Annotated in this window: 20 protein-coding genes; 10 read left to right on the top strand and 10 right to left on the bottom strand. The window is 65.0% G+C overall.

The genetic code is table 11. The annotated features are described in order from the left end of the window. The first annotated feature begins 128 nt into the window (after window positions 1–128). From J5M71_RS21180 to J5M71_RS21205, 6 genes are all read left to right on the top strand, one after another. The gene (locus J5M71_RS21180) at window positions 129–1,586 is read left to right on the top strand and encodes an MBOAT family protein (protein ID WP_063913343.1); all 1,458 of its coding nucleotides are present in this window, start codon (window positions 129–131) and stop codon (window positions 1,584–1,586) included. A 10-nt stretch (window positions 1,587–1,596) separates the two neighbouring features. Next, window positions 1,597–2,754 carry an alginate O-acetyltransferase gene (locus tag J5M71_RS21185; protein ID WP_207836324.1) on the top strand — a complete coding sequence of 386 codons (1,158 nt, stop codon included), beginning with the start codon at window positions 1,597–1,599 and terminating at the stop codon, window positions 2,752–2,754. 17 nt (window positions 2,755–2,771) lie between these two features. Then, a complete protein-coding gene (locus J5M71_RS21190; protein ID WP_063913345.1) occupies window positions 2,772–3,419 on the top strand; it encodes an alginate O-acetyltransferase AlgF in 648 nt (215 codons plus the stop codon). Between the two features lie 35 nt (window positions 3,420–3,454). Next, window positions 3,455–4,909 carry a mannose-1-phosphate guanylyltransferase/mannose-6-phosphate isomerase gene (locus J5M71_RS21195; protein ID WP_207836554.1) on the top strand — a complete coding sequence of 485 codons (1,455 nt, stop codon included), beginning with the start codon at window positions 3,455–3,457 and terminating at the stop codon, window positions 4,907–4,909. 98 nt (window positions 4,910–5,007) lie between these two features. Beyond that, window positions 5,008–5,472, top strand: a complete 465-nt coding sequence (locus tag J5M71_RS21200) for a hypothetical protein (RefSeq protein WP_015271749.1) — start codon at window positions 5,008–5,010, stop codon at window positions 5,470–5,472. Between the two features lie 151 nt (window positions 5,473–5,623). Next, the gene (locus J5M71_RS21205; protein WP_207836327.1) at window positions 5,624–6,436 is read left to right on the top strand and encodes an SDR family oxidoreductase; all 813 of its coding nucleotides are present in this window, start codon (window positions 5,624–5,626) and stop codon (window positions 6,434–6,436) included. Window positions 6,437–6,565: 129 nt separating this feature from the next. Here J5M71_RS21205 and J5M71_RS21210 read toward each other — a convergent pair whose 3' ends face one another. The 5 genes from J5M71_RS21210 to J5M71_RS21230 form a co-directional block, all read right to left on the bottom strand. Beyond that, the gene (locus J5M71_RS21210) at window positions 6,566–7,360 is read right to left on the bottom strand and encodes an SDR family oxidoreductase (RefSeq protein WP_207836330.1); all 795 of its coding nucleotides are present in this window, start codon (window positions 7,358–7,360) and stop codon (window positions 6,566–6,568) included. Between the two features lie 55 nt (window positions 7,361–7,415). After that, window positions 7,416–8,867 (bottom strand): efflux transporter outer membrane subunit, encoded by a 1,452-nt coding sequence (locus tag J5M71_RS21215; RefSeq protein WP_207836338.1) that lies wholly within the window; start codon window positions 8,865–8,867, stop codon window positions 7,416–7,418. Next, window positions 8,864–9,925, bottom strand: coding sequence for an HlyD family secretion protein (locus J5M71_RS21220; protein WP_087500494.1), 1,062 nt, complete (start codon window positions 9,923–9,925; stop codon window positions 8,864–8,866). Before J5M71_RS21220 ends, J5M71_RS21215 begins: the two co-directional genes overlap by 4 nt. A 28-nt stretch (window positions 9,926–9,953) precedes the next feature. After that, window positions 9,954–11,495, bottom strand: a complete 1,542-nt coding sequence (locus tag J5M71_RS21225) for an MFS transporter (protein WP_207836340.1) — start codon at window positions 11,493–11,495, stop codon at window positions 9,954–9,956. Window positions 11,496–11,730: 235 nt separating this feature from the next. Further along, on the bottom strand, window positions 11,731–12,639 hold the full coding sequence (locus J5M71_RS21230) for a LysR family transcriptional regulator (protein ID WP_063913352.1): 909 nt from the start codon (window positions 12,637–12,639) through the stop codon (window positions 11,731–11,733). 271 nt (window positions 12,640–12,910) lie between these two features. Here J5M71_RS21230 and J5M71_RS21235 point away from each other — a divergent pair, with 271 nt between their 5' ends. Further along, window positions 12,911–13,360 (top strand): universal stress protein, encoded by a 450-nt coding sequence (locus J5M71_RS21235; protein ID WP_063913353.1) that lies wholly within the window; start codon window positions 12,911–12,913, stop codon window positions 13,358–13,360. Between the two features lie 85 nt (window positions 13,361–13,445). On the opposite strand, the gene J5M71_RS21240 is transcribed toward J5M71_RS21235, so the two are convergent. From J5M71_RS21240 to J5M71_RS21255, 4 genes are read right to left on the bottom strand one after another with little or no spacing between them, the layout of a single operon-like run. Beyond that, window positions 13,446–14,306 carry an HlyD family secretion protein gene (locus tag J5M71_RS21240; protein ID WP_207836351.1) on the bottom strand — a complete coding sequence of 287 codons (861 nt, stop codon included), beginning with the start codon at window positions 14,304–14,306 and terminating at the stop codon, window positions 13,446–13,448. Window positions 14,307–14,316: 10 nt separating this feature from the next. Then, complete coding sequence (locus J5M71_RS21245) at window positions 14,317–14,517, bottom strand: DUF1656 domain-containing protein (RefSeq protein ID WP_008097766.1); 201 nt, start codon at window positions 14,515–14,517, stop codon at window positions 14,317–14,319. A gap of 4 nt (window positions 14,518–14,521) precedes the next feature. Beyond that, window positions 14,522–16,699: an FUSC family protein gene (locus tag J5M71_RS21250; protein ID WP_207836354.1), complete on the bottom strand. Its 2,178-nt coding sequence runs from the start codon at window positions 16,697–16,699 to the stop codon at window positions 14,522–14,524. After that, a complete protein-coding gene (locus J5M71_RS21255; protein WP_207836357.1) occupies window positions 16,696–18,225 on the bottom strand; it encodes an efflux transporter outer membrane subunit in 1,530 nt (509 codons plus the stop codon). The genes J5M71_RS21250 and J5M71_RS21255 overlap by 4 nt, the downstream gene beginning before the upstream one ends. A 191-nt stretch (window positions 18,226–18,416) precedes the next feature. Here J5M71_RS21255 and J5M71_RS21260 point away from each other — a divergent pair, with 191 nt between their 5' ends. Beyond that, complete coding sequence (locus tag J5M71_RS21260; protein WP_015271759.1) at window positions 18,417–19,364, top strand: LysR family transcriptional regulator; 948 nt, start codon at window positions 18,417–18,419, stop codon at window positions 19,362–19,364. A 179-nt stretch (window positions 19,365–19,543) separates the two neighbouring features. Then, a complete protein-coding gene (locus tag J5M71_RS21265; RefSeq protein WP_207836363.1) occupies window positions 19,544–20,518 on the top strand; it encodes a D-glycerate dehydrogenase in 975 nt (324 codons plus the stop codon). Window positions 20,519–20,652: 134 nt separating this feature from the next. Here J5M71_RS21265 and J5M71_RS21270 read toward each other — a convergent pair whose 3' ends face one another. Continuing rightward, window positions 20,653–21,555, bottom strand: a complete 903-nt coding sequence (locus J5M71_RS21270) for a DMT family transporter (protein ID WP_207836373.1) — start codon at window positions 21,553–21,555, stop codon at window positions 20,653–20,655. A 264-nt stretch (window positions 21,556–21,819) separates the two neighbouring features. Between J5M71_RS21270 and J5M71_RS21275 the strand changes: the two genes are divergently transcribed. Beyond that, the gene (locus J5M71_RS21275; protein WP_207836375.1) at window positions 21,820–22,695 is read left to right on the top strand and encodes an AraC family transcriptional regulator; all 876 of its coding nucleotides are present in this window, start codon (window positions 21,820–21,822) and stop codon (window positions 22,693–22,695) included. The last annotated feature ends 3 nt before the right edge of the window (window positions 22,696–22,698 follow it).

Raw genomic sequence — 22,698 nt, forward strand, 5'->3', positions numbered from 1 at the left:
GCGGTGCCTGTGCCGGCCTCTTCGCGGGTAAACCCGCTCCCACAGGAATCTAGGTAGCCCGCCACGAACATGTGGGGGGTTTGGGGGGCGCTTTGCCCCGGATGCTGTGAACAAAAAGGAGAACCGGGATGGTCTTCTCGTCCAACGTGTTCCTGTTCCTGTTCTTGCCGATCTTCCTCGGCCTGTACTACTTGAGCGGGCAACGTTATCGCAACCTGCTGCTGCTGGTCGCCAGCTACATCTTCTACGCCTGGTGGCGGGTGGACTTCCTGGCCCTGTTCGCCGGGGTCACCCTGTGGAACTACTGGATCGGCCTGAAAGTCGGCGCCGCCGGTGTACGCACCAAGCCCGCGCAGCGCTGGCTGCTGCTCGGCGTCGGTGTCGACCTGGCGATCCTCGGCTACTTCAAGTACGCCAACTTCGGCGTCGACAGCCTCAACGCGATCATCTCCTCGTTCGGCCTGGAGCCGTTCATCCTCACCCATGTGCTGCTGCCGATCGGTATCTCGTTCTACATCTTCGAGTCGATCAGCTACATCATCGACGTGTACCGCGGCGATACCCCGGCCACCCGCAACCTGATCGACTTCGCGGCGTTCGTGGCGATCTTCCCGCACCTGATCGCCGGCCCCGTGCTGCGCTTCAAGGACCTGGTCGACCAGTTCAACAACCGTACCCACACCCTGGACAAGTTCTCCGAAGGCTGCACCCGCTTCATGCAGGGCTTCATCAAGAAAGTGTTCATCGCCGACACCCTGGCGGTAGTGGCCGACCACTGTTTCGCCCTGCAGAACCCGACCACCGGCGATGCCTGGCTCGGCGCCCTGGCCTACACCGCGCAGCTGTATTTCGACTTCAGCGGCTACAGCGACATGGCCATCGGCCTGGGCCTGATGATGGGCTTCCGCTTCATGGAAAACTTCAAGCAGCCGTACATCAGCCAGTCGATCACCGAGTTCTGGCGGCGCTGGCACATCAGCCTGTCGACCTGGCTGCGCGACTACCTGTACATCACCCTGGGTGGTAACCGCAAAGGCACCTTCAACACCTACCGCAACCTGTTCCTGACCATGCTGCTGGGCGGCCTGTGGCACGGCGCCAACTTCACCTACATCATCTGGGGCGCCTGGCACGGCATGTGGCTGGCCATCGAGCGCGCGCTGGGCATCGACACCAACCCGCAGCGTTTCAACCCGGTGAAGTGGGCGTTCACCTTCCTGCTGGTGGTGGTCGGCTGGGTGATCTTCCGTGCCGAGAACCTGGAAGTGGCCGGCCGCATGTACGGCGCCATGTTCAGCTTCGGCGACTGGCAGCTGTCGGAACTCAACCGTGCCCAGCTCACCGGCCTGCAGGTAGCCACCCTGGTGGTCGCCTACATCACCCTGGCGTTCTTCGGCCTGCGCGACTTCTACCGCAACGCCAGGCCAACGCCCAAGGCCACCCCGGTGGAGGTCAACAACGACGGTTCGATCGGCCTGGACTGGACCCGGGTGATGACCCGCGCCCTGGTGCTGCTGCTGTTCGTGGCCTCGATCCTCAAGCTTTCGGCGCAGAGCTACTCGCCGTTCCTTTACTTCCAGTTCTGAGGTTGATGACATGACCCGGACATTACGCATTACCTATTCGCTGTCGTTCCTTGGCCTGCTGGTGGGCATGGGCGTGTGGTCCACCGGTGGCCTGCAAAGCTTCCAGCGTACCGAGCAGATGACCCTGCTCAACGGCAAGCTGGCCAAGGCCGCCGAGACCCACTACGACGAGCAGTTCCCGATCAAGCGCCTGGGTACCAACCTGTGGGCGGCGATGGACTTCAAGCTGTTCAACGAAGGCCGCCCCGGCGTGGTTCTGGGCCGCGACCAGTGGCTGTTCAGTGACGAAGAGTTCAAGCCCACCGCCGGTGCCGAGCAGCTGATGCAGGAAAACCTGGCGCTGATCCGTGGCGTGCGCGACACCCTGCAGCAGCACGGCAGCCAGCTGGTGCTGGCGATCGTGCCGGCCAAGGCGCGGGTGTATGCCGAGTACCTGGGCAATGAGCTGCCGACCAGCCTGCATGACGACCTGTACAACCAGTTCCATGCCCAGGTGCGCCAGGCCAACGTGTTCGCCCCGGACCTGATGGCACCTATGGAGCAGGCCAAGGCCCGCGGCCAGGTGTTCCTGCGCACCGACACCCACTGGACGCCGATGGGCGCCGAAGTGGCGGCACAGGCACTGGCCGAAGCGGTAAGCCGCCAGAGCCTGCTCAATGGCGACCCACAGACATTCATCACCGAAGCCGGCAGTACCGCGCCGTACAAGGGCGACCTGACCAACTTCCTGCCACTGGACCCGCTGTTCAGCAACCTGCTGCCGGCCCCGGACAACCTGCAAAAGCGCACCACTCGCCCGGTCGAGGCCGAAGGTGAAGCCGGTGACGCACTGTTTGCCGACACACAGATCCCGGTTGCGCTGGTAGGCACCAGCTACAGCGCCAACCCGCACTGGAACTTCCTCGGCGCGCTGCAGCAGGCCTTGCGCAGCGACGTGGCCAACTACGCCGAAGACGGCCATGGCCCGCTACTGCCGATGCTCAAGTACCTGCAAAGCGACGCTTTCAAGAACGCCGCCCCGCAAGTGGTGGTGTGGGAATTCCCCGAACGTTATCTGCCAATGAAGAACGACCTCAGCAGCTTCGATCCACAGTGGATCGCCCAGCTGAAGAACACCCGTAAATCCGAAGAAAACCTGGCTTTGTCGTCCACCCGGACAACCCACTGATCAGAGGAAACATACACATGACTACCAAGACTTCCATTGCCAAAGCCCTCACCCTCGCAGCCGGCCTGTCCCTGGCCTCCATGCAGGCCTTCGCCGGCGCCGACGCCGCGCTGTACGGCCCGAGCGCACCGAAAGGCTCGACCTTCGTACGCCTGTACAACGCCTCCAGCGCACCGGCTGCAGCCTCGGTCGGCAACACCCAGATCAAGCAGGTTGGCGCCCAGGCCAGCAGCGACTTCAGCTTCCTGCCAGGGGGCGACTACACCGCCCAGGTCGGCGGCAAGAGCGTGCCGGTCAAGCTGGCCTCGGACAAGTACTACACCCTGGTCAACAGCGCCAGCGGCAACCCGCAGCTGATCGAAGAGCCGCCGTTCAAGAACAAGCAGAAAGCCCTGGTTCGCGTGCAGAACCTGAGCGACCAGCAACTGACCCTGAAGACTGCCGACGGCAAGACCGAAGTGGTCAAGCCGGTGGCCGCCAACGGCCGTGGCGAACGCGAAATCAACCCGGTCAAGGTCAACCTGGCGCTGTACCAAGGAGACAAGAAAGTGGGTGACGTCAAACCCGTCGCCCTGGAGCGCGGCGAAGCCGCAGTGCTGTACGTAACGGGTTCCGGCAATGCCTTGTCGCCGGTGTGGGTAACTCGCCCCGTGGCTAGCAACTGATTCCCCTGCCTCTCAACGACTATTGGAGAAACATGATGATCCCGGTAATTCTTTCTGGTGGTAGCGGTTCCCGTCTGTGGCCTCTGTCGCGCAAGCAGTTCCCCAAACAGTTCCTGGCCCTGACCAGTGAACACACGCTGTTCCAGCAAACCCTCGAGCGCCTGGTGTTCGAAGGCATGGACACGCCGATCGTGGTCTGCAACAAGGACCACAAGTTCATCGTCCAGGAGCAACTGGCCGCGCTGAAGCTGGAAACCCAAGGCATCCTGATGGAACCGTTCGGCCGCAACACCGCGCCGGCCGTGGCCATGGCGGCCATGAAACTGGTCAACGAAGGCCGCGACGAGCTGATGCTGGTGCTGCCCGCCGACCACGTGATCGAGGACCAGAAGGCCCTGCAACGCGCCCTGGCCCTGGCCACCGTGGCCGCCGAGCGTGGCGAGATGGTGCTGTTCGGCGTGCCGGCGACCAAGCCGGAAACCGGCTACGGCTACATTCGTTCCAGCCAGGACGCCCTGCTGCCTGAAGGCGTGGCGCGCGTGGCGCAGTTCGTCGAGAAGCCCGACGAAAAACGCGCCGCCGAGTTCGTCCAGGCCGGCGGCTACTTCTGGAACAGCGGCATGTTCCTGTTCCGTGCCAGCCGCTTCCTCGAAGAGCTGAAGAAGCACGACGGCGACATCTACGACACCTGCGTACTGGCGCTGGAGCGCAGCCAGGAAGACGGTGATGTGCTGAGCATCGACGAGGCCACCTTCGCCTGCTGCCCGGACAACTCCATCGACTACGCGGTGATGGAAAAGACCCAGCGCGCCTGCGTGGTGCCGATGTCGGCCGGCTGGAGCGACGTTGGCTGCTGGTCGTCGCTGTGGGAAGTGCACGAGAAGGACGACAACGGCAACGTCACCAAGGGCGATGTGGTGGTGCAGGACAGCCGCAACTGCATGATCCACGGCAACGGCAAGCTGGTGTCGGTGATCGGCCTGGAGAACATCGTGGTGGTCGAGACCAAGGACGCCATGATGATTGCCCACAAGGACAAGGTCCAGGGCGTCAAGCAGATGGTCAAGACCCTCGACGAGCAGGGCCGCAGCGAAACCCAGAACCACCTGGAAGTGTATCGCCCATGGGGCTCGTACGACTCGGTGGACATGGGTGGCCGCTTCCAGGTCAAGCACATCACCGTCAAGCCGGGCGCCAGCCTGTCGCTGCAGATGCACCACCACCGCGCCGAGCACTGGATCGTGGTGTCCGGCACCGCCGAGGTGACCTGTGACGAGAACGTGTTCCTGCTGACCGAGAACCAGTCGACCTACATCCCGATCGCCTCGGTGCACCGCCTGCGCAACCCGGGCAAGATCCCGCTGGAGATCATCGAAGTGCAGTCCGGCAGCTACCTGGGCGAGGATGACATCGAACGCTTCGAGGATGTGTATGGGCGTACCTCCACACCGATCGAGCGTGGTATTTCGGTGAAGACCATCGCGCAGTAAGCAAGACCCTGGGGCCGCTTTGCGGCCCCGCTTTTTGAGCCACTCCCCATTTCGGGCTACGATGGTCAGACCCCGCGCAATCAAGGTCTGCCCGCCCCATGATCATCGGTGCCTTCCTCATCCTCACCTGGCTGGTGCTGCTGCTGCGCTACCCGGCCAAGGCCCTGCCGATCTCGCTGGCTGCCGTATGCGGCCTGGGCCTGGTGGCCCTGTTCGTCGTCTGGCAGGACACCCGCGAAACCTCGCAACTGGCCCGCCTGGACCTGCGCCTGACCTACGCCCCCGAACACTGCCCCGCCGACCGCGCCCTGCAGGTGCGCATGAAGAACGGCAACGACGTGCCGCTCACCGAACTGCGCTGGCGGGTGGCGGCCTATGCGCCGGGCGATACCGTGAACCTGGCCGAGAATACCTACAACGCCCCGCGCTACCGTGGGCCGGGTGAACTGCAGCCAGGGGCCGAGTGGAAAGACTGCCTGCCATTGCCGCCCCTGCGCTCCGGGTACCGGCCGCAGACCCTGGAATTTCGGGCAGAGCACCTGCAAGGTACGTTTGCCAACTAATTTATCGCCTGTGCGGGCCTCTTCGCGGGTAAACCCGCTCCCACAGGGACCACACAGGTCTCAAATTCTGTGGTGTACCTGTGGGAGCGGGTTTACCCGCGAAGAGGCCCGCACAGGAAAAACCAATCCTCCCTGACAACAGGCCCCAACCATGCCCACCGTCCTGATCACCGGTTGTTCCAGCGGCATCGGCCGCGCCCTGGCCGACGCCTTCCGCGACGCCGGCCACCAAGTCTGGGCCACCGCCCGCAAACCAGAGGATGTCGCACAGCTGAGTGCCGCTGGTTACACCGCCCGGCAACTTGATGTAAACGACAGCGAGGCGCTGGCCCGCCTGGCCGAGGAACTGGAAAACCTCGATATCCTGATCAACAACGCCGGCTACGGCGCCATGGGCCCGCTGCTCGATGGCGGTGTGGATGCCCTGCGCCAGCAGTTCGAAACCAACGTCTTCGCCGTGGTTGGCGTTACCCGCGCATTGTTCCCACAGCTACGCCGCTCACGGGGCCTGGTAGTGAACATCGGCAGCGTATCAGGCGTGCTGGTCACCCCGTTCGCCGGCGCCTACTGCGCCTCGAAAGCAGCCGTGCACGCCCTGAGCGATGCCTTGCGCCTGGAACTGGCGCCGTTTGGTGTGCAGGTCATGGAAGTGCAGCCAGGAGCGATTGCCTCGCAGTTCGCCAGCAATGCCCAGCGCCAGGCCGAGCAGGTGCTGGCGGCGGATTCGGCATGGTGGCCGTTGCGCGAGCAGGTGCAGACTCGGGCGCGGGCTTCGCAGGACAAACCTACTTCAGCTGCGGTGTTTGCCCAGGGCGTGCTGGCGGCGGTCGGGAAGTCGCCGGTGCCGGCGGTGGTGCGGTTGGGCAATGGCAGCATGGCGTTGCCGTTGATGGCCCGGTTACTGCCGCGGCGGTTGCTGGATTGGGCGCTACGCAAGCGGTTTGGCCTACTGCGCCCGCTCTGATTGATGGGTTGCCTGTGCTGGCCTCTTCGCGGGTAAACCCGCTCCCACAGGTACAGTGCAATCTTCGGAATCACACTCTCCCTGTGGGAGCGGGTTTACCCGCGAAGAGGCCGGTACAGGCAAAACAGATCAGGCAATGGAACGCAGCACCCCGCCATCCACCCGCAAGGCAGCCCCGGTGGTAGCACTGGCCTGCATCGATGCCAGGTACACCACCATGTTCGCCACCTCCTCCACCGTCGCCAGCCGCTTGATCAGCGAGGTCGGCCGGTGTTCAGCCAGGAAGTTGGCTTCCAGTTCTGCAGTCGACACCCCCTGCTCCTCGGCCAGCTTGGCAAAGAAGTCACCCACCCCCTCCGAACGTGTAGGCCCCGGCAGCACCGAATTCACCGTCACCCCGGTACCAGCCAGCGTCTCGGCCAACCCGCGCGACACCGCCAGCAACGCCGTCTTGGTCATGCCGTAATGAATCATCTCGGTCGGAATCTGCAGCGCCGACTCACTGGACAGGAACACCACCCGCCCCCATTTGCGCTCGGCCATACCCTGGGCATAGTGGCGCGACAGGCGAACGGCACTGAGCACATTGACGTCGAAGAAACGCTGCCAGTCCTCATCCCCGATCTCGAAGAACGGCTTGGGCTCGAAGATACCCAGGTTGTTGACCAGGATGTCGGTGTGCGGCACCTGGTTGAACAGCTGCTGCGCACCGGCCTGGGTGCCCAGGTCGGCAGCAATGCCGATGATGCGCGCCTGCGGCAGGCGCTCGCGCACGGCCTTGAGGGCTTCGTCGACCCGGGCCTGGGTGCGACCGTTGAGGACCACTTCGGCCCCCGCCTCGGCCAGGCCAGTGACAATGGCCAGGCCAATGCCGGCGGTGGAGCCGCTGACGATGGCGCGCTTGCCGTTCAGGGAAATGTGCATTTGTGCCTCCTCGGTAATCAGGACAATTGCCGGGGCTGCTTGGCAGCCCCAAAAATCACACTTTCTTCACAGGCTGCTCATCAAACGCCTGCCAGCCACCACCCAGAGCCTTGTACAGCCCCACCAGCGCCTGCGACACCGCCGCCGAACTGTCAATCCACTGCTCCTCGCTGGCCAGCAATGCGCCCTGCACCGTCAGCACATTGAGAAAGTCCACTGCCCCTTCCACATACTGGCGCTGGGCAGTTTCCAGGGCGATGCGGTTCTGCCGCACTGCCTCGGCCAAGTGATCGCGGCGCAGCTGGCTGGCGTTGTACAGGCGTAGCACATCGTCGATTTCATGCCAGGCGCCCAACACCACCTTGCGGTAGTTCAGCGCCGCTTCCTGCTGTTGCGCCTCGCGCAGTTCCAGGGTGCCCGTGAGCCGGCCACCCTCGAAGATCGGCAGCGACATCTGCGGCCCGAAGGCGAAACGGCGCGAATCCCAGGCGCCGAAATCGGACAGCTGCATGGCCTGGAACCCGACACTGCCCGACAGCCGGATGCTGGGGTAGAAGTCGGCCTTGGCCACGCCAATGCTGGCGGTGGCGGCATGCAGGCGGGCCTCGGCCTGGCGAATGTCCGGGCGGCGCTCAGCCAGTTCGGACGGCAAGCCAATGGCGAACGTCTGCTGCGGCGCAGGCAGTTCGCCGCCCTGCAGCAACTCGGCCTGCAGGCTGCGCGGCGGTTCGGCGGCGAGCAGGCTGAGGGCGTTGATCAGGTCATCGCGCCGTGCTTCCAGGCTTGGCAGGCGCGACTCGATCGAGGCGACCTGGGCACTGGCCTGGGCCACGTCCAGGCGCGTGGCGACACCTTCGGCCTGGCGGTTTTCAGACAACTTCAGGCTGTGCTGGGCAACTTTGAGGTTGTCGCGGGTCACATCGATGGTGTGCTGCACGGCGCGCAGCTGGATGTAGTTGCCGGCGGTTTCCGCAAGCAATGCCAGCAGCACGCCACGGCGATCGTTCTCGGCCACTTCGACCGTGGCATCGGCAGCCTCGACCTGGCGCCGCACGCGGCCCCACAGGTCCAGCTCCCAACCAGCCACCAGGTCGCCCTGCCAGAGGTTGAAGGCTTCCTTGCCCGCCTTGCCGGACGGGTCACTCAGGCCTTCGGCACTGTTGCGCGCGCGGCTGTAGCCAGCATTCACATCCACCGACGGTACTTCGTCGGCAGCCACGGTGCTGCGCAGGGCGCGGCTTTGCAGCAGGCGGGCGCTGGCCATCTGCAGGTCGAGGTTGCGCTCGGCAACGCGCTGGATCAAGGCACTCAGGCGGGCGTCGTGGAAGCTTTCCCACCAGCGCAGTTCCAGCGGTTCGGCCTGCGGCTGGCTGACTGCCGCCTCACCTTGCAGCGGCGCCCACTGCTGCGGTGCCTGGCTGTCAGGGCGCTGGAAGTCCGGGCCCAGCGTGCAGCCAGCCATCAACACGGCCAGCAGCAACGGGCTCAAGCGTAATGCCGGTTTCATCGTGCGCTTACCTCTTTGCCGTCGAGCTTGTCGCCACGGGTGTCGATGGTCGCTTCCACCGACATGCCCACGCGCAGGCGGGCAAGCAGCGGCTGGCCATCATCGAAAACGATCTTCACCGGGATGCGCTGCACCACCTTGGTGAAGTTGCCGGTGGCGTTATCCGGCTTTACGGCGGCGAAGGTCACGCCGGTGGCCGGGGCGATGCTTTCCACATGGCCTTGCAGCTTCTCACCGGCAAAGGTGTCGACGCTGATGCTCACCGCCTGGCCGGGCTGCACGTGGGTCAGCTGGGTTTCCTGGAAGTTGCCGACCACATAGGCATGCTGCAACGGCACCACCGACAGCAGGCGAGCGCCCGGGTTGACGTAGGCACCGACACGCAAGGCGCGCTCGCCGACCATGCCGTCCACTGGCGCGGTGATGCGGGTGTAGGACAAGTCGAGCTGAGCCTTTTCCAGGCCCGCTTCAGCCCGCTTCAACTGGCCGTCGGCGCTGGCCACCTGGGCGGTAAGGATATCCACCTGCTTGCGCGCCGCGACCAGTGCCGCCTGGGCATTGGCCAGGCGCGCACGGGCCTGGTCGACCCCGCTGCGCGCCTGCTGGGCGTTCTGCACGGTGCCGGCACCCTGCTCGGCCAGGCGGCTGTAGCGGTTGACCTCATGGTCGGCGAACGCAGCTTCGGCCTGGGCCGCCTTCACCGCCGCCTCAGCCTGGGCAATCAGCGACGCCTGGCGCTCGAGGGTGGCGCGGGCATCGGCGCTTTGCGCCTGGGCCACCAGCAACTGCGCCTGTGCGGCATCCAGCGCGGCCTGGTAGTCACGGGCATCGATGGTTGCCAGCAACTGACCGGCCTTGACCTGCTGGTTGTCTTCCACCAGCACCTCCTTGATGAAGCCGGCGACCTTGGGCGCGACCACGGTGTAGTCAGCGATCACATAGGCGTCATTGGTGCTCTGGCGGTGGTCGCTGCCGAACATCCAGGGGCCGACGATGCCGGCCAGGACGGCCACGGCCAGCACCGAGCCGATGAACAGGGTTTTGCGGTTGTTGGTCATTTCAGTGGTTCTCGAATTCATCCAGGGTTCAGGCCACCGCGCGCGGCGGATAGACCCGGGTAGGCACGAAAGGAATCAGGCAGATCAGGGCTGCGGCAATGCAGGCCATGACCAGGTAGAGGTCAGCCGAGGTCAGCACCAGCGCCTGGTCGTGGATGCGCCTGGCCAGGCCGGCTGCGTTATCGTCGACCAGCGGGGCGTTGCCCAGGCTGTCCACCAGGTGGTTGGAATGGAAGTGCCGGCGCAGGGTGCCCAAGGCGTCCAGCAGGCCACCGGCGATCACTGCGGCGATGCCCTTGACGGTGTTGAACCAGCTGGAGGCGAACGGGCCTTCCTGCGGGGTCATGCCGTTGGTGGACAGCATCAGCAACGGCAGCACCGCCATCGGCTGGCCGAACACCTGCAGCAGGTAGAACGGGTAGAAATCGCCACGGATCCACTGGCTGGTCAACAGGCTGCTGCCCACGCAGGACACCGCCAGCATCGCCAGGCCGATACCCAGCACCCAGCGGCAGTCCACCGCACGGATGTTGCACAGCGCCGCCGTCAGCGGCAGGGCGATGAGCTGTGGCATGGCGACCAGCATCATCAGCGGGCTGGTCTGCGCCGGGCGGTAGCCCTGGATCTGCGCCAGGTAGGCCGACGGGATGCTGCCCACGCCCGAGAGCACGATCAGCACGCCAGCCAGGGTAACCAGGGCGAAACTCAGGTTGCGCCGCGACAGCATGCGCAACTGGAAGAACGGCAGCGGCTCGGACCATTCGTTGTACATGAACAGCACCAGCAACAGCAGGCCACCGCCGAGCAGCCAGCAGATCAGCGGCGAATCGAACCAGCCCCAGCGGTCGCCCAGCGACAGGCCCAGCACGATGCAACTGATGGCCGGCAGGCCGAGCAGCAGGCCGCGCCAGTCGAACTGCTTGAAGCGCTCCAGGCGCAGCGGGTCCTGCGGCAGGCCCCAACCGACACAGGCAGCGGCCAGCGCCGAGGGCAGGATGATCTGCCAGAACGCCCATTGCCAGCCGACGTATTCGGTCCACAGCCCTGCCAGCGGTGTGCCGAGGTTGGGGCCGAAGGTAGCGGTGAGGGCATAGCAGGCCAGGCCATAGACCTTGATGCCCGGCGGCAGGAAGCGCAGCGCCACGCTCATCAGCATCGGTGGCAACGCGCCAGAGGCGAAGCCCTGGAGCACACGCAGCAGCATCAGGCTGTGCAGGTTGGGGGCGAACGGTTGCAGCAGGCCGAGCACGGCGAACAGGCCGATGGCGCTCATGGTGAAGCGCCGCAGCGAGAACGTGGTGGCCAGCCATGGCGCGAAGGCCATGGCCGAGACCGAGGCGGCGCTGTAAACCGCCAGCAGCCAGGCGCCTTCGTCGGCACCGATGCCCATGGCCCCGCGGATATCGGCCAGGGAGATCTTGGTCACCGACTCGTTGAGGCCCGCGCACAGCACGGCCAGCAACACGCCGAACAGCCCGACCACTACCTGCAGGCCAAACGCAGTCTGCGCAGGCGCGGCCGGCGCGGGGGCGGCGGCAAGCGCGGCAGACGGGGCGGACAGGGAACTCATGGGCAGACATCTCCAGCAACAAATTTGCGACTGGAGCAAGTCTAAGAAGGTCGAATGCTGACGAAAACTGACTTCTCGGTAGGTTTATGTTGCGTTAGACGCAATTCACTTCAAAACCGAGTCGCCTGCTTCGCGGGTGAACCCGCTCCCACAGGTACAACACACCTCTCAAGGCTTGTGATGTCCTGTGGAAGCGGGTTCACCCGCGAAAAGGCCGGCCCAGGCGGAACATCACTCAAGGGTCGACACTGCAGCAAGCCTTCAGGGTCTGCCGCAACCAGCGATGCGCCGGGTCATTGTGAAACCGTGGGTGCCATGCCTGAAGCACGGTCACCCGCTCCAGCGGCACCGGGATCTGGAACGAGCGCAGCGGCAGCCCAAGCTTGTGCACGCTGTTGAGGATGTTCGCCGGCATCGGCAGGATCAGGTCGGAATCCGGCAGCGAGAACAGCGCCGAGTGAAAGCTCGGGGTGATCAGCGCCACCCGCCGCTGCACCTTGAAGTTGGCCAGCTCCACATCGATCGGCCCGTTGGCCCGACCACGGCGGGACACGCTGATCTGTGGATAACTGGCAAAGCTGGTCGGCGTGATCGGTTGCTCGAAGATTGGGTGGTCACGCCGCGCCAGGCCCACGTAGTAGGTCTGGAACAGGCTCTGCACCTTGATCTCCGGGCCCAGGTCCACGGTCGAGCTGATGATCAGGTCGGTACGGCCGTCGCGCAGCACGCTGTCGTCATCGCCGCCGGGGCTTTCCGGCACGAAGCGCAGCACCGTGCGCGGCGCCTGCTCGTGCATGCGCCGCAGCAACTGGGCGCCGTAAAGGGCGATGAACAGGTCATTGGTGCGAATGTTGAAGGCCCGGTCGAGCTTGGGCAGGTCGACCTCGTCGGCACTGCGGAACACCTCGCCAGCCTGTTCCACCAGTGCCGCCACCTGCTCGCGCAGGGCCAACGCCCGCGGCGTCGGCACCAGGCCACGGCCGGCGCGGACAAGAATCGGGTCCCCCAATGCATCGCGGATACGCCCCAGGGTCCGGCTCATCGCCGCCGGGCTCAGGTTCATGCGCTGCGCCGCGCCAACCACGCTGCCCTCGTCGAGCAGGGCATCGAGGGCGACGAGCAGGTTCATGTCCGGGAGTTGCATGGCCGTTTTCCGTTACAGCTGTGAGGAATGGCGATGGTAGCAGGTTGGTGGAATGCACCAGACGCAATGCGCTCGTGCGTGGTGGGGCATTTATCCTGAGGGTGGGTTGAGCCAAGAATGAGGAACGGCAGGTTCGGCCTCTTCGCGGGTGAACCCGCTCCCACAGAGACTGCACAGATTCTGAATATTGTGGCGCACCTGTGGGAGCGGGTTTACCCGCGAAGAGGCCAGAACAGACAACCCCTCAGCCAGCCTGGAACAAGGATTCCACATGCCCAGCCCCGTCCTGATCGCCATCGATGCCTCCCCTGCATCCACCGCCCTGCTCACCCTCGCCCGCCGCTACTGCCGCCCCGACGAGCACGAACTGCACGTGCTGCTGGCCATCGACTCTACCTTCGCCGTCCACGACCAGCCCGCGCCCTACACCGCCGAGGAACTGGAAGAATACCCCGCCGCCTGCGAAGAGCAGCACCAGGCCGACCAGGCCGTGGCCAAGGCGGTGCGCGAGCTGCAGCAAGCCGGCTTCGCCAGCCAGGGCTGCATGGTGGCCGGGCAGCCGGTCGAGGCGATCGTGGCCAAGGCGCAGGAACTGAATTGTGAACTGATCATCATGGGCCACCGCCACCTGTCGCGGCTGGGGCGGTTGCTGGACCCGTCGATCAGCGCCAAGGTGATTGATCGGGTGAAGGTGCCAGTGTTGGTAGGGGCTGCGAGCTAACTGCTCTGCGAGAAGTGTTCATTGCTCCTGGCCTCTTCGCGGGCAGCCCGCGAAGAGGCCAGGAGCCGCACTTCCTCACCCCGGCTCATCCCTCGCTCGGCTTCACCACCACCGTACAAGTCGTCCCCGCCGCCAGCAAAAACCCGTCCGGCACTTCATCGATATGAATGCGCACCGGCACCCGCTGCGCCAGTCGTACCCAGTTGAAGGTCGGGTTAACATCGGCGATCAACTCGCGGCTCTGCGGGTTGTCGCGGTCGTAGATGCCGCGGGCGATGCTCTCCACATGGCCCTTGATGCGCTCGCCGCTCATCATCTGCAGCTCGGCCTGGTCACCCACCTTCACATGCGGCAGCTTGGTCTCCTCGAAGAATCCATACACCCAGAACGAGTTTTCGTCGACCACCGCCATCACCGCTTCACCGGTGCGCGCATAGTCACCCTTGTGGATATTCAGGTTGGTCACGTAGCCGTCCACGGTGGCCACGATCTGCGTGCGCTTGAGGTTCAGCTCGGCTGCGGCCAGTTCGGCGAGGGCCTGCTGGTAGTCCGCCTGGGCGGAGTTGGCGATGTTGCTGGCGTCGTCTCGGTTTTCCTTGGAGATCACCAGGTTGTCCATGTCGGCACGGCGCTTGGCGTTGACCTTGCGCATCTCCCAGGTGGCCTTGCGCGATGCAACCTGCGCCTTGGCCTGGTCGACTGCCAGCTGGTAGTGCTCGGGGTCGATCTGGATCAGCAAGTCGCCCTTCTTCACCCGCTGGTTGTCCTTGACCGGCACGTCCACCACATAGCCGGGCACGTCGGCGGCGACGTTGATGATATCGGCACGCACGCGGCCGTCGCGGGTCCATGGCGTGGTCATGTAATGCAGCCACAACTGGCGACCGATCACCACGGCAGCGGTCAGCACCAGCAGGGTGGCGATCAGGCTGAAGAACTTTTTCATCGAAGGATTCTCACCAGTAGAGCGACAGCGCCAGGGCGCCGAACAGGCAGACGAACAGGCTCAGGCGCAGCAGCGCCGGGTGCCAGAAGAAGCGGTAGCCATCATGGCTGGCGATGAACCGGTCCAGGCCCCAGGCCAGGCCCAGGGCGAACAGGAACATCAAGGTCATGGTGGGCATGTACACGCCATGGAAGGCGATTTCACGGGGCATGGTTTCACGGAGCATCGTGCAGTCCTTTCGCCGGTGCCAACGGCGACTGTGGGTCGAGCAGGGAAGAACGGATGAAATGCAGGTAGCTTTGCGCGCGGCGCAGCACCGAGGTGTCGAAGTGACGAGCGAAGGGCTCGTCGGTGGCCTGCACACGGGCGATGGCGTGGTCCACTGCCACCAGCGCGCGTTCGTGGTTGCTGGCGCTGGGCTGCAGGAACAGCCGGGCCAGGGCACGGCCCATCACGCGGATCGCCTGGCGCCAGGGCTGCGACTCGGCGTAGGCCGGGTGCACCGGCGCACGGGCCTGCTCCTTGCGCAGCTCGATGACCGCGTGGCCGATCTCCAGCACGGTGAACATCCAGCCCATCAGCTGGCTCTGCACCTGCGGCTTGCCAGCGGCCAGGCCATAGGCCTGGTGCAGCAGGTCACGGGTGCGGCTTTCGAAGGCGGTGCCGATGCCTCGCAGGCGGCCGCTGATGGCAAACAGCACCTGCTCGCGCAGTTCCTGCTCCAGGCGGCTCCACAGCCAGCGGCTGTTGGGCGGCAGGATGATCGCCCCGGCCGCGGCACAGACGAACATGCCAATGACCATGCCGATATAGTCGTTGATGAAGGTGTACGGGTCATACACGGTGAGGTTGTTCGGCACCGAACCGATGGCGAAGAACACCAGCAGGCCGATGCCGTAGCCGGCATAGGCTGGCCGTGACGAGAGGAACGCGCCCAGCACGAACACCGGTGCCAGGACCATGCACAGCAGTGGGAAACCGTCGATCCAGGGGAACACGAAGAAGGTTTCGAAGAAGCCGACAAAGGCACCGATCGCTGTGCCGCAAGCCATCTGGAACGACATGCGCTTGGGGTTCGGCGAGGCCGCCGAGAGGCCCACGGTGACGGTGGCGATCAGGGTCATCATGGCGCCGCTGGGCCAGTCGCTGAACAGCCAGTAGCTGCCCAGCAGCAACAGCACCGCCGAGGCGCGCACACCGGCGGCCAACGACACCAGCCAGCTGGTCTGCGCCACGTAGGGCTCATCCCACTGCTCGCGTTCGTGCCGGTGCGCGGCCAGCGAGGCGTGGGTTTCGGCGTAGCTGTACATCTCGTCGACGAAGCGGTAAAGCAGCTCGAAGGCGGTGTGGAAGTCGAGCAGGTCGGACTCGCTCGGCTCGGTCGCCAGGTACTCGGCGCGCAGGCCGCGCACCTGGGCCTGCAGGCCTTCCTTGTAGGCGGCCAGCTCCAGGGTCAGGCGCAGCGCATCGGCGTCGGTCAGCGCCCGGCCCACGTAAGGTTGCAACAGTTCCACCAGGGTGTTCAGGCCCGGTTCGATGGCGCCGACGATCTGCAGCGGGCCACGGGCGCGCAGGCGCTCCAGCAAACGGTGCAGGGCATTGAAGCGCGTGGTGATGGCCATGAATTCGCTGTTCATGCGCACCAGGCGACCAGAACGCCGGCGCATGTGCGGGTCCTCGAAGGCGGTGACGTTGCGCAGGCTCTCAAGGCCCACTGCTTCAGCGACGAAGCGCACGTTGCTGCTCTCGAAGCGGTCCCGCTGGCTGTCGCCACGCAGGGCCTCGACCACCACCCCGGCGAACACGCCAAAGCGCTGGTACAGGGCGTTGCGCATGGCGGCACTGGCCGACTGCGGCAGGATCGCGGCGCTGACGAAGGTCGACACCAGAATGCCCAGGGCGATTTCCAGCACCCGCCATACCGCCGCCATGAACGCCTGGTCGGGGTGCTGCAGCACCGGCAGGCCGATCATCGCTGCGGTGTAGCCGGCCAGCACGAAGCCATAGGCGCGGAAAGTGCGGTAGCGCATGGCACCGGCCGAGCACAGGCCTACCCACAGGGCCAGGCTGGGCAGGAACAGCTCGGTGTTCTGCGGGAAGATGGCGATCAGCGCCACCATCATCGCCGAGCCGGCCAGGGTGCCGAGCACCCGGTAGAAGCTCTTGGCGAACACATGCCCGCTTTGCGGCTGCATGACGATGAACACGGTGATCATCGCCGTGCGCGGTTGCGGCAGCTCCAGGCGCATGGCCAGCCACAGGGTGATGAATGCAGCGGCCAGCACCTTGAAGATGTACACCCAGGTCACCCCGTCGGTGCGCGCCCAGGCAAAGAAGCCCCGGCGCCATTCCAGGCTCTGCAGCCAGCGCAAGGGCAAACTGGAAGTGCTCATTCGGCGTTATCCGGCTTCTTGTCGAAAATGGCCAGGGTGGCCGGGGTTTTCGGTGCTGCCTGGCGCTCCTCTTCCGGCACGTCCTGACCGGCCTGCAGGCCCCCGCCCAGGGCGGTGACCAGCTCGGCATGGGCAATCAGGCGGGCGGCCTGCACCTGCTGTTGCACCTGCTGCTGGCGGAACAGCAAGGTCTGGGCGTTGAGCACGTTGAGGTAGTCGGTAAGGCCACGCTGGAAAGCGACCATGGCGATGTCGTAGGTTTTCTGCGCAGCCGCGACCGACTCGGCGGCGAAGTGCGACTGCTCTTTCATCGACTCGCGGCGGATCAGCTGGTCGGAGATGTTCTTCAGCGCACCGACCACGGTCTGGTTGTAGCGCGCCACGGCCACGTCATAGCCCGCCGAGGCCACGCCCAGCTGCGAGCGCAGGCGGCCACCGTCGAAGATCGGCAGGCTGATGGCCGGGCCGACGTTGTAGTTGAACTTGCGCCCGGTGAGGAATTCCAGCGGGCCACCGCCGGTGGCCATGAAGCCAAGGCTGCCGACCAGGTCGACGTTGGGGAAGAATCCGGCGTGGGCAACATCGATGCCACGCGCCTGAGCAGCTACCTGCCAACGGCTGGCAACCACGTCAGGGCGCTGGCCGACCAGTTCGGCCGGCAGGTTCGACGGCAGCTTAAGTGGCGCGGCCAGGGCCAGGCTCGGGCGCTGCAACTGCGCCCCCTCCCCCGGGCCCTTGCCGGCCAGGGCGGCCAGCTGGTTGCGGGCCAGGGCAATTTCTTCGTCGAGGCTGTCGAGCTGGCGGTGGGTTTCCGGCAACGGCGCTTCAGCCTGGCTGACTTCGAAGTGGGTGCCGATGCCGGCATCCAGACGGCGCTTGGCCAGGGCCAGGATCTGCTCCTGCTGTTCCAGCTCGGCCTTGACGATATCGCGCTGGGCGAAGTGCAGGCTCAGCTGAATGTAGGCGCGCACCACGTTGTTCTGCAGCTCCAGCTGCGCCTGGCGGGCTTCGGCCACGCTCATGTGCGCCTGGTCCACGGCCTGCTCGCTGGCATTGCGTTCGCGGCCCCACAAGTCGAGCGCGTAGCTGAAGCCAATCGCGGCGTTGTTGTCCCAGGTGTTGGCGCCGGACAGCGCGCCCGGGCCGTAGAACTGGTCTTCAGGCCAGTTGTGGCGCTTGAGCGTGGCCTGGCCATTGGCCTGGAGCTTTTCCGCCGACTCGACCACACCGGCCATGGCCCTGGCTTCGCGTACCCGCGCCGCAGCCATGGCCAGGCTCGGGCTGCCGGCCACGGCCAGGGCAACCCAGCGGTCCAGCTGTGGGTCGCCATAGGCGCGCCACCACTGCTGGTCGGGCCAATGGGCGTCGGTCGCGGCTTCACGTATGGCCGCGTCGGTGGTCAGGGTGTTGGCTTGCAGCGTCTTGCTTTGCGGGGCAATGCCCCAGGTTCCGATACAGCCGCTCAAGGTGAGGGCAAGGGCACAGGCACTGAACGCATTGAGCGTTCTGATGATGCGACGCGGCACAGCTGCGATTTCCCGAGGAAGAGGTGAAGAGGCCGGGCAATTCTAGGGGGCGTCAGCACTGGCGATAAGCGTGGATTCCTGCGAATCTTTGTTACCAAAACGGCGATAATCCGCCTTTGGTCGAAGGCAACTTTTCATCTCTTTTACGTTACTTCGTGACACAATTTTGTCCTCTACATCGAGAGTGACCCATGGACACCCTGCAAAACATGCGTGCTTTCAGTTGCGTAGCCCAACTCGGCAGCTTTACCGCTGCCGCCGGGCAACTGGATACGACCACCGCGAACGTGTCGCGGGCGGTCTCCAACCTGGAAGCCCATCTGCAAACAAGGCTGCTCAACCGTACCACCCGCCGCATTGCGCTGACCGAAGCCGGCAAGCGCTATCTGATGCGTTGCGAACAGATTCTTACCTATGTCGAAGAAGCCGAGGCCGAGGCCAGCGATGCCCATGCCCGCCCGGCCGGGATGTTGAAGGTGCACTCGATGACCGGGGTCGGTCAGCACTTCGTGGTCGACGCCATCGCCCGCTATCGCGAATCGCACCCGGACGTGACCTTCGACCTGACCATGGCCAACCGCGTGCCCGACCTGCTCGACGAGGGCTATGACGTGTCCATCGTGCTGGCCACCGAACTGCCCGACTCAGGGTTCGTGTCCCAACGGCTGGGCATCACCTACAGCATCGTCTGCGCCTCGCCCGCCTACATCGCCCGCCACGGCGTGGCGCACAAGCCTGCCGACCTGCTCAAGCACGCCTGCCTGCGCATGGTCAGCCCGGTGATCCCGTTGGAGAAATGGCTGTTCGACGGGCCGGAAGGCCAGGAAATGGTCAACATCACCAGCTCGCCGTTCATGGTCAATACTGCCGATGCCATGAAGACTGCGATCCGCAGCGGCATGGGTGTGGGCGTGCTGCCGATCTATTCGGCCATCGACGGCCTGCGCGACGGCAGCCTGGTGCGGGTACTGCCCGAGTACCGGTTGCAGGAGCTCAACCTGTACGCCATCTACCCGTCGCGGCAGTACCTGGATGCCAAGATCAAGACCTGGGTCGAGTACCTGCGCAACTCGCTGCCGGAGATTCTCGCGGCGCATGAGGCAGACCTGAAAACCCATCAGGTGATGATCGCCAACTAAAAAGCTGCTGTATTGCGGGGGCGGACAATGGTAGGTTGCTAACCATTGCCGACCTCTTCGCGGGTAAACCCGCTCCCACAGGTACACCACTGCCTTCCACGCCTGTGCAATACCTGTGGGAGCGGGTTCACCCGCGAAGAAACCACCACCGCCCCACCGCCTTGCAGAGACGTAGCCCGATGAAAAAGACCGTCCTGGCCTTCAGCCGTATCACCCCGGCCATGGCCGAACGCCTGCAGCAAGACTTCAACGTGATCATCCCGAACCCCAAGCTCGGCGATATCAACGCCCAGTTCAACGAAGCCCTGCCCGAGGCCCATGGCCTGATCGGCGTTGGCCGCAAGCTCGGCCGGGCGCAGCTTGAAGGCGCGGCCAGGCTGGAGGTGGTATCCAGCGTGTCGGTCGGCTACGACAACTACGACCTGGACTACTTCAACGAGCGCGGCATCGCCCTGACCAACACCCCCGACGTGCTGACCGAAAGCACCGCCGACCTGGGCTTTTCGCTGATCATGGGCTGCGCCCGCCGCACCGCCGAGCTGGATGCCTGGACCAAGGCCGGCAACTGGCAGGCCACCGTGGGCCCGGCCCACTTCGGCAGCGATGTGCATGGCAAGACCCTGGGCATCGTCGGCATGGGCAACATCGGTGCCGCCATTGCCCGTCGCGGCCGGTTCGGTTTCAACATGCCGGTCATCTATTCCGGCAATAGCCGCAAGACCGCGCTGGAGCAAGAGCTGGGGGCGCAGTTCCGCAGCCTGGAGCAACTGCTGGCCGAAGCCGATTTCGTCTGCATCGTGGTGCCGTTGTCCGATGCCACCCGCAAGCTGATCGGTGCGCGTGAGTTGCAACTGATGAAGCCGAGCGCGTTCCTGATCAACATCGCCCGCGGGCCGGTGGTGGATGAAGCTGCGCTGATCGATGCACTGCAGAACGGTACCATTCGTGGTGCGGGCCTGGACGTGTACGAGAAAGAGCCGCTGAGCGATTCGCCGCTGTTCAAGCTGCCCAATGCGCTGACCTTGCCGCACGTTGGCTCAGCTACCGCCGAAACCCGCGAGGCCATGGCCAACCGGGCAATCGACAACCTGCGCGCGGCCCTGCTGGGTGAGCGGCCGCGGGACCTGGTGAACCCGCAGGTGTGGAAGGGCTGATAGCCCTCTACTGCCTGCACCGGCCCTTTCGCGGGTAAACCCGCTCCCACAGGTATTGCACAGGCTCTGAGGGCTGTGGGGTAGCTGTGGGAGCGGGTTTACCCGCGAAGAGGCCGGTGCAGGCAACACATCACCTATTTGGCCACCACAACACCCTCAGCCAACTTGACTCTGGGCTTGCGAAACACCAGCACATTCCCCGCCATCACCGCCACCAGCCCCAACAAGGCCGGCGCCGTCCACTGATATCCCTCGGCCACCGCCGACACATTCAACGCCACCAACGGGAACAGCACCGTGCAGTACGCTGCCCGCTCCGGCCCCATGCGCCCGACCAGGGTCAAGTAGGCGGTAAAGGCGATCACCGAGCCCGGCACCACCAGGTACAGCAACGAGCCGATGTAGCGCACGTTCCACTCCATGCTGAACGGCACGCCACTGACCACACAGAACACCGCCAGCATCGCTGCCCCGTAGACCATGCCCCAGGCATTGGTGGTCATGGGCTTGAGCCCGGCCTTCTGCTGCATGCTCGACAGCATGTTGCCGGCCGAGAAGCATAGCGTGCCGAGCAGGGCCAGGCCGAGGCCGTACAGGGTTTCGCGGCTGGCCGCCTGGTGCGACAGCTCCGGCCAGAACAGCAGGCCCAGGCCGAGCAAGCCCAAGGCGCCGCCGCCGAGCACATTGCTGGCGATCTTCTGGCCAAAGAAGATCCGTGCGTTCAGCGCGTTCCACAGGGTGGCGGTGGAGAACACCACGGCGATCAGGCCGCTGGCGATCCACTGGCTGGCACTGAGGAAGCAGATGAAGTTGACGCAGAACAGGCACAGGCCCTGGGCCAGGCAGATCTGGTGGCCACGTCGGTTCATCGGCTGCAGGCGCCGGGTGGGCAGCAGGAAGGCGAACAGGATCAGCCCGGCCAAGGCAAAGCGGTAGACGATCGAGACCGGAATGGCGACCACGCCCAGCTGGAGTTTCAGGGCGATCCAGGTGGTGCCCCAGATCAGGACGGTGAGCAGGTAGAGTGACAGGTTCATGGCGGCGGTTCCTTGGGCCTTTCAAGATCGGTGCCCGGCGCTTCGCGGCTAAAGCCGCTCCCACAGGGACCACGCTGCTCTCGAGGCTGGCGCGGTCCCTGTGGGAGCGGCTTTAGCCGCGAATCGAGGGCGCAGCCCTCGCCGAGGCATTTCAGTGTTCTCCTGTCGAACACCCACGCGCTTGCACAAACTTGCGCATTTGTCCCGCGGGTAGCTGTAAGCCTGCCCAAGGCGCAGTAGGATGGCTGGCAAGAGGAACCGCCCATGACCCCACTCACCCAGCTGCAAGTGTTCAACGCCATGCACGCCTCGCCCCACGCCCGGCTGGAGCTGAGCGCGCACCTGGGCGACGGGCTGGCAGCGGCGTTGTGGAGCAACCGCGATGATGCCCGCGACTACCAGGCACCGAGCCATCACACCCTGTCGTGCTACATCGCCGACGGCACTGGCACCTTCCGCCGCCAGCGCCCGGGCGACAAAGGGGCGCCCGACAAGCTGTGCGTGATGCCGGCCGGGCACGAGTCGAACTGGGTGGTCAATGGCGCGATCCGCCTGGCACACCTGTATGTCAGCGAGGCGCAATTCGCCCTGGGCTGCGTGCGCCTGCTCGACCGTGAACCGCGTGAGCTGCAACTGCAGGAAGCGACCTTTCTCGATGACCCGCAACAAGCCACGCGCTTTCGCCAGCTGATAACCCTGGACTGGGATGAACCTGGCGAACGCCTGCTGGCCAGCAGCCTTGCACACGAGATCGTCGACCATGCGCTGCTCAGCCAGGTCGGGCTGCGCCAGGGCCTGCGCCTGAAAGGCGGGCTGGCACCGAACCTGCGCCGGCAGCTGGTCGACTACATCGAAGCGCACCTCGACCAGCCCATCACCCTGGGTGAACTGGCCTTGCGCTGCAACCTGTCCGAATACCACTTTGCCCGCATGTTCCGCGCCAGTTTCGGGCTGCCGCCGCACCAGTACCTTCTGGCCCGGCGGCTGCATCGGGCCTGCCAGCTGTTGCGGCTGGGGGGGATGCCGTTGGGGGAGATTGCCCTGTTGTGCGGGTTTGCCAGTGCCAGCCATTTCAGCAACCGGTTCCGCCAGGCGGTCGGTGCAACACCGGGCGAATACCGTTTAGCCTTCAATTCGTGAAAC

The sequence above is a fragment of the Pseudomonas sp. 43(2021) genome (assembly GCF_017490805.1).
GTDB lineage: Bacteria > Pseudomonadota > Gammaproteobacteria > Pseudomonadales > Pseudomonadaceae > Aquipseudomonas.